This is a genomic window from Streptomyces sp. NPDC090022, from assembly GCF_044748145.1.
Lineage (GTDB): Bacteria > Actinomycetota > Actinomycetes > Streptomycetales > Streptomycetaceae > Streptomyces.
This window is the reverse complement of the sequence record NZ_JBIVFN010000053.1, coordinates 1-6787: the sequence shown is the minus strand read 5'-3', so window position 1 is coordinate 6787 and position 6787 is coordinate 1. Positions and strand designations below refer to the sequence as shown.

The following is a 6787-nucleotide window of genomic DNA, read 5'->3' as shown; positions in this document are numbered from 1 at the left end:
GAGCGGTTGCCGGAGTACATGGTTCCGTCGGCGGTGGTGGTGCTGGACGGGCTGCCGTTGACGGTGAACGGGAAGCTGGACCGCAAGGCCCTGCCGGCTCCGGTGTATGTGGCTGGTGGGGGCCGGGGTCCGGTGAACGCGCGTGAGGAGATCGTCTGTGCGGCGTTCGCCGAGGTGCTGGGGCTGGAGTCGGTCGGGGTGGACGACGACTTCTTCCGGCTCGGCGGGCATTCGCTGCTCGCGGTGCGTCTGGTGGAGGTGCTGCGTTCGCACGGCGTGACGGTGTCGGTACGGGCACTGTTCCAGACCCCGACCCCGGCCGCCCTCGCCACCTCCACCGGAGCGGTGCAGGTGGAGGCACCGGCGAACCTGATCCCCGCCGACGCGCAGGAGATCACACCGGAGCTGCTCTCCATGGTGCGGCTGTCGGAGCAGGAGATCGCCACCATGGTGGGAACCGTCCCCGGTGGTGCGGCCGACATCGCCGACGTCTACCCCCTCGCCCCGCTCCAGGAAGGTCTCCTCTTCCACCACCTGCTGGCGGACGGCGGCGACGACGCGTACGTCAGCAAGCAGGTGTTCGAGCTGGAGTCCCGGGAGCTGCTGGAGGCGTTCACCGCCGCGTTGCAGCAGGTGGTCGACCGGCATGACATCTTCCGTACCTCGCTGGTGTGGGAGGGGCTGCGCGAGCCGGTGCAGGTGGTGTGGCGGCGGGCCCCGCTCTCCGTCGAGGAGGTGACCCTGGATGCCGGCGGCGGTGACCTGGTCGAGCAGCTCCTGGCGGCCGGAGGGGCGTCGATGGACCTGGGCAGGGCGCCGCTGCTGACCCTGCACGTGGCCGCGGTGCCCGGCGGTGACCACTGGCTGATGCTGCTGAAGGTGCACCACGCCGTCCAGGACCACGTCGCCCTGGAGGTCCTGCACGACGAGGTCCAGGCGTTCCTGACGGGCCGGGGCGGTTCGCTGCCGGAGCCCGTGCCGTTGCGCACCTTCGTGGCGCAGGCCCGTGGCGGCGTGGCGCAGTCGGAGCACGAGAGGTACTTCACCGAGCTGCTCGGCGACGTCGAGGAGACCACCGCACCGTACGGCCTGGGCGACGTCCACGGCGACGGATCGGACACGGTCTGGGTGCGGGTGCCCGTCGCTCCGGAGCTGCACACGCGACTGCGCACGGTCTCGCGCCGTCTGGGCACGAGCGCCGCGACCGTGCTGCACGTGGCCTGGGCACGGATGCTGGCGGCTGTGTCGGGCCGGACGGACGTGGTGTTCGGCACCGTGCTGGTCGGCCGGATGAACGCCGGCGCCGCAGCCGACCGGGTCCCGGGCCCGTTCATCAACACGCTGCCGGTACGCGTGCGTACCGGCGAGCTGGGTGTGCTGGAAGCGGTGGGTGCGATGCGCGGCCAGCTGGCCGAGCTGCTGGAGCACGAGCACGCCTCCCTGGCCCTGGCCCAGCAGGCCAGCGGCTTGGCGGGTGACACCCCGCTGTTCACCGCCCTGTTCAACTACCGCCACAACCCCCAGGGATCCGGGCAGGCGGCGCAGGACCGCAACCGCGGCTTCGAAGGCTTCGAGATGCGGTTCGCGCGGGAGCGCAGCAACTATCCCCTCGTGGTGGCCGTGGACGACAACGGCGATTCGATCGAGCTGACCGTGGACGCGGTGGCCGCCGTCGACGTGGAGTCCGTGGGGCGGCTGATGTGCACCACCGCGGAGAATCTGGTCGCCGCGCTGGAGACCGCCATGGACGGCGGTGCCGAGCAGCGGCTGTCCGCGGTGCGCGTGCTCGACGACGGCGAGCTGAACACGATGCTCGACGCGTGGAACGGCACGGGCGGGCCGGGCGCCGCGCAGGTGCCCGTTCCGGAGCGGTTCGCGGCGCAGGTCGCCCGTACCCCGGATGCGACAGCCGTCGTCGCCGGTGCTGAGGAGGTCTCGTACGCGGAGCTGGACGCACGGGCGAACCGGCTGGCGCGGCTGCTGACCGGCAGGGGTGTGGGCCCGGAGTCGGTGGTGGCGGTTGCCCTCGACCGCGGCGTCGACCTGGTGGTCGGGCTGCTCGCGGTGATGAAGTCCGGCGGGGCGTACCTGCCGATCGACCCGGAGTACCCGGCGGACCGGGTGGCGTACATGATCGCCGACGCCGGGGCCGCCCTGATGATGGCCACGCGCGAATCCGTGGACCGGCTGGCGGGACTCGGGATCGACGTGGTCGCCGTGGACGACCCCGCAGCGGCACGGGAGGGTGCGGAGCCGGCCACGGCCGTGCCGTCCGAGGCCGGGTCCGCCGCGCTGCTCCCGGAGCATCCGGCGTACGTGATCTACACCTCGGGCTCGACGGGTCGGCCCAAGGGCGTGGTGGTGTCCCACGGTGCTCTGGCGTCGCACCTGCGGGGTGTGGGGGAGCGGGTTCCGTTGGCCGGTGCTGACCGCCTGGTGGCGGTGACGACCGTGTCGTTCGACATCGCGGCGCTGGAGCTGTTCCTGCCGCTGGTGTCGGGGGCGTCGGTGGTGGTGGCTTCCCGGGAGGAAGTGCGGGATCCGCTGGCCCTGACGAAGCTGGTGGAGTCGTCGGGCGCGACGGTGGTGCAGGGTGTGCCGTCGTTGTGGCGGGCGCTGCTGGACGAAGGTGCCCTGCCCACCGGGGTGCGGGCGCTGGTGGGTGGCGAAGCGCTGCCTCCGGAGCTGGCGCAGCGGTTCACCGATCTCGGGACCGCCGCCGTGAACCTGTACGGGCCGACCGAGGCCACGGTCTGGGTGACCTCGGCCGAGGTCACCGCAGGCCCCGTGCTGGTGGGACGTCCGTTCGCGGACGTGCGCGTGTACGTCCTGGACGCCTCGATGCACCCGGTTCCGGTCGGCGTGGCCGGCGAACTGTACCTGGCGGGCGCTCAGCTGGCGCGCGGGTATACGGGCCGTCCGGGCCTGACGGCCGAGCGGTTCGTGGCCTCGCCGTACGGGACGGGGGCACGGCTGTACCGCACGGGTGACCTGGCGCGGTGGACGCCGGACGGTCAGCTGGAGTGCCTGGGCCGCGCCGACGAGCAGGTGAAGGTCCGCGGATTCCGGATCGAGCCGGGTGAGATCGAAGCGGTGCTCGCCGGGCACGATTCGGTGGCGCAGGCCGTCGTGGTGGTCCGCGAGCACAAGCCCGGCGACCAGCGGCTGGTGGCCTACGTGGTGCCCGCCGGGGAGCGGGCCGAGGCGGCCGAGGGGCTCGCGCAGACGCTCCGGTCGGCGGTCCAGGAGCGGCTTCCCGCGTACATGGTCCCGTCGGCCATCGTGACGCTCGACGCACTGCCGCTGACGGCCAACGGAAAGCTGAACCGGAAGGCCCTGCCCGCCCCGGAGTACACCGCAGGGGCGGGCCGGGCACCGGCGAACCGCCAGGAGGAGCTCCTGTGCCAGGCGTTCGCCGAGGTACTGGGGCTGGAGAGCGTGGGCGTGGACGACGACTTCTTCGCCCTGGGCGGCCACTCCCTGCTCGCCACCCGGCTGATCAGCCGGATCAGGGCGCTGCTGCGGGTCGACGTCTCGCTGCGAGCGCTCTACGGGACGCCGACGGCGGCCGGACTGGCCCGGCAGCTCGGAACCCAGAAGACAGCCAGGCCAGCTCTGCGGCCGATGCGTACCACGAGGAGTAACTGATGATCCCTCTTTCCTTTGCCCAGCGTCGCCTCTGGTTCATCGGCCAGCTTGACGGTCCCTCCCCGGCCTACAACATCCCGATCGTGCGGCGCCTGACGGGCGAGCTGGACCCGTCAGCGCTGAACGCGGCGCTCCGTGACGTGATCGGCCGGCACGAGGTGCTGCGCACGGTGTTCCCGACCAAGGACGGTGAGCCCTACCAGCGCATCCGCGGGATCGGCGAGCTGGAGTGGGAGCTGTCGGCCGCCCGGGTGGCGCCCGAAGAGCTGGACGCCGCCGTGTCCGAGGCCGCGCGTCACCTGTTCGACCTGGCGTCGGAGGTGCCGATCCGGGCCTGGCTCTTCTCCACCGCACCGACGGAGCACGTCCTGGCGGTGGTGGTGCACCACATCGCGGGTGACGGCTGGTCGATGGGCCCGCTGGCCCGGGACGTTTCCGTGGCGTACGCGGCACGGTGCGCGGGCCGGCCCCCGGAGTGGGAACCGCTGCCGGTGCAATACGCGGACTACACGCTGTGGCAGCAGGAGCTGCTGGGCGATGCGAGCGACCCGGACAGCCTCCTCTCCCGTCAGGTCGGCTACTGGCGGAACGCCCTGGCGGGAGCACCGGAGGAGCTGGCGCTGCCGGTGGACCGTGCGCGTCCGGCGGTGACCTCCCACCGCAGTCACGCCGCGCCGGTCGAGATACCCCACGAGGTGCACGCGAAGCTCGCGGAGTTGGCCAGGGCAGAGGGCGTGAGCCTGTTCATGGTGCTGCAATCCGCGCTGGCGGTGCTGCTGTCGCGGCTGGGCGCGGGCACGGACGTGCCGATCGGCACCGTCGTCGCCGGCCGCACGGACGTGGCCCTGGACGATCTGGTCGGGTTCTTCGTGAACACGCTGGTGATCCGGACGGACCTGTCCGGCGACCCGACGTTCCGTGAGGTCCTCGGCCGGGTCCGGGAGACCAGTCTGTCGGCGTTCGACCACCAGGACGTGCCCTTCGAGAAGCTGGTCGAGGAGCTGTCACCGACGCGGTCCCGGGGGCGTCATCCCCTGTTCCAGACGGCGCTGACCCTTCAGAACAACGCGCAGGGGGAGCTCGACCTGCCCGGCCTGAAGGCGAGCGGCCTGGACACGGGGGCGCCGCCGGTGCGGTTCGATCTGGACGTGCTGCTGGGCGAGACGTCCGACGTGCTGGGCGCGCCCGCGGGCCTGTTCGGCACGGTGAACGCCGCGGCGGACCTCTTCGACGCGGAGTCGGTCCAGCGGATCGCGGAGCGCTTCGTACGGGTCCTGGCTGCCGTGGCGTCCGACCCGCAGGCACATGTGGACGGTATCGACCTGCTCGACGCCGCCGAGCGTCACCGCGTGCTGGTCGAGTGGAACGACACGGCGCTGGAACTCGAGCCGGCGACGCTGCCCGGACTGTTCGAGGCGCAGGTGGCCCGGACTCCGGACGCACCGGCGGTGGTGAGCGAGGGAATCGAACTCTCGTATGCCGGTCTGGACGCGCGGGCGAACCGTCTCGCCCGGCTTCTGGCGGACCGTGGCGTGGGTCCCGAATCCGTTGTCGCGCTGGCGCTGGAGCGCGGGGTCGACATGATCGTGGCGCTGCTGGCCGTGTTGAAGGCCGGTGGTGCCTACCTGCCGGTGGATCCGGGCCACCCGGCCGAGCGGATCGCGGCCGTGCTGGCGGACGCCGCACCGGTGGCGGTGGTGACCTCGCAGGCCCTGGCCGACGCGCTCCCCTCGGACGCGCCGGCGGTCGTCCTGGACGGGCCCGCGGTCGCGGAGGAGCTGCCGGGCCTTTCGAGTGCGCCGCTGGGTGTGGAGGTGATGCCGGACCATCCGGCGTACGTGATCTTCACTTCGGGTTCGACCGGGCGCCCGAAGGGTGTGGCAGTCACCCACGGCGGCTTGGCGAACTACGTCTCGTCGGTGCCGGGCCGTGTGGGGTTCGATACGCCCGGGGGCCGGTACGCACTGCTCCAGGCGCAGGTTACGGACTTGGGCAACACGGTGGTGTTCGCGAGTCTGACGACGGGCGGTGTGCTGCACGTGGTCGACGAGGCCGCGGTCACGGACCCGTCGGCAGTCTCCGCGTATGTGGCGGAGCACGCAATCGACCACCTGAAGGTCGTCCCCTCGCACCTGGCGGCGCTGTCCTCGGTGGTGGGCGTCGGTGGCGTCCTGCCGGCGCGTTCGCTGGTGCTCGGGGGCGAGGCGGCCCCCGCTGCGCTCGTGCGCGACCTGGTCGGTCACGCGGGTGACCGGGGGGTGTTCAACCACTACGGCCCGACCGAGACCACGATCGGTGTCGCGACGGTCCGCCTGGAGGCGGACGGCGATGTGGTGCCGGTGGGTGCGCCAGTGGCGAACACCCGGTTCTACATCCTCGATGCGTCCCTGCGGCCGGTGCCGGTGGGTGTCGCCGGTGAGCTGTACGTGGCGGGTGCGCAGCTGGCGCGCGGCTATGTGGGCCGACCGGGGTTGACGGCGGAACGGTTCGTGGCGAACCCCTTCGAGCCCGGTGCGCGCATGTACCGCACGGGTGACCGGGCCCGGTGGACGGCGGCCGGGAAGGCGGTGTTCCTGGGGCGTGCGGACGAGCAGGTGAAGGTCCGCGGCTTCCGTGTCGAGCCGGGTGAGGTGCAGGCCGCGGTCACCGCGCACCCGGGGGTGGCGCAGACGGCGGTGGTGGCCCGTGAGGACGTTCCGGGTGAGCTGCGTCTGGTCGCCTACGTCGTCCCCGCGGGCGAGGCCGGCGATCCGGACTCCCTGCCCAGGGCGGTACGGGAGTTCACGGCCCGGCGTCTCCCGGAGCACATGGTCCCGTCCGCGGTGGTCGTCATGGACGCGCTGCCGCTCACGGGGAACGGCAAGCTGGACCGCAAGGCACTCCCGGCCCCGGACTTCGCCGTTGCCGCGGGCAGCGGCCGAGCACCCGCCAACGCGCGTGAGGAGATCCTCTGCGGGGCGTTCGGCGAGGTCCTGGGACTGGAGGGGGTCGGCGTCGAGGACGACTTCTTCCAACTCGGCGGTCACTCGCTGTTGGCGGTCCGTCTGGTCGAGGTGTTGCGCAAGCAGAACGTGACGGTGTCGGTGCGGGCCCTGTTCGACACTCCGACGCCGGCGGGTCTGGCGGCGTCCGCGGGTGC

The 6787-nt window shown here is 72.3% G+C and carries 2 protein-coding genes; both read left to right on the top strand.

All coding sequences use genetic code 11. From position 1 onward, the window contains the following. Window positions 1-3648 (top strand): amino acid adenylation domain-containing protein (locus ACIPXB_RS37005; protein ID WP_401457395.1); only part of this gene is annotated, 3648 nt, incomplete at its 5' end. Next, window positions 3648-6787 (top strand): amino acid adenylation domain-containing protein (locus tag ACIPXB_RS37000; protein ID WP_401457392.1); only part of this gene is annotated, 3140 nt, incomplete at its 3' end. The genes ACIPXB_RS37005 and ACIPXB_RS37000, both read left to right, overlap by 1 nt.